Genomic DNA, 1,015 nt, shown 5'->3' with positions numbered 1-1,015 from the left:
CCGCTGGACGCGCGCGCCCTCGCCGCCCTCGCCGCGAATCCCGGCTGCCGGCGGCGCGCGCTGCTGGACGGCGCGGGCGTCGACAAGACCGCGCTGGCACGGGCGTTGGGGACTCCGGCGCCCTTCGGCCAGTCGCAGTTCGCCTTCACACGGGGCAACGCGTTCGAGGCGAAGGTCACGGCGGACGGCGGCGCGGAGCTGATCCGGCTGCTGTGCGCGAGTACGGGCGAACGGCCGCCGGAGCCCGGCGAGGTGGCCCTGCCCGATCTGTCCGCGGACGGCCCCGCCGGACGAACTGCCCGTACGCGCCTGGCACTTGAGCGCCCGGCCGAGGGCGAGGACGGCGCGGGCGGCTGGTCGCTGCTCTTCCATCCGATGCTCGCGCTGGAGGTCGCCGGGTCGACGGCGTATCTGGAGCCCGACGCGATCGCCGTACACCCGGACGGCAGCCGGACGGTGGCGGAGATCAAGTCCTTCCCGGTGCTGGACGGTTCGGCCGACGCGGCGAAGGTCGGCGCCGCCGCCCGGCAGGCCGCGGTCTACGCCCTCGCGCTGGAAGAGCCCGGCCGGGAGGGCGCCGTACGCGATCAGGCGCTGCTGGTGTGCCCGAAGGACTTCTCCAATCTGCCCACCGCGCACGGCGTCGACATCCGCAAGCAGGTCGCCACCACCCGGCGTCAACTCGCCCGTCTCACCCGCCTGGAGGAGATCGCGGCGGCGCTGCCCGACGGCACGGTCTTCGACCCGTCCCGTCCGGCGCCCGAACTGACGGCGGCGGTCGAGTCGGTCCCGGCGGCCTACGCCCCGGAGTGCCTCTCGACGTGCGAACTGGCCTTCCACTGCCGCGAACGGGCGCGTGCCGGGGGCGCGGTGGAGTCCCTGGGACGGTCCGTACGGGGCGAGTTGGGCGGCTTCGCGACGATCGACGCGGTGCTGGCGGCGGCGGACGCGGACGCGTCGGCGGGACCGGGGGCGGCGTCGGCGCCGGCATCGGGCGCGGAGTCCGACGAGCCCG

Annotated in this window: 1 protein-coding gene; it reads left to right on the top strand. The window is 76.0% G+C overall.

Annotated features, from left to right (window positions below; translation table 11 throughout):
• Positions 1–1,015, top strand: a 1,015-nt coding sequence (locus AN218_RS29490) for a hypothetical protein (RefSeq protein ID WP_244900826.1), incomplete at both ends; no start/stop codon positions are given.

The sequence above is a fragment of the Streptomyces nanshensis genome (assembly GCF_001751255.1).
Lineage (GTDB): Bacteria > Actinomycetota > Actinomycetes > Streptomycetales > Streptomycetaceae > Streptomyces > Streptomyces nanshensis_A.
This window is presented reverse-complemented; position numbering and strand designations above follow the sequence as displayed.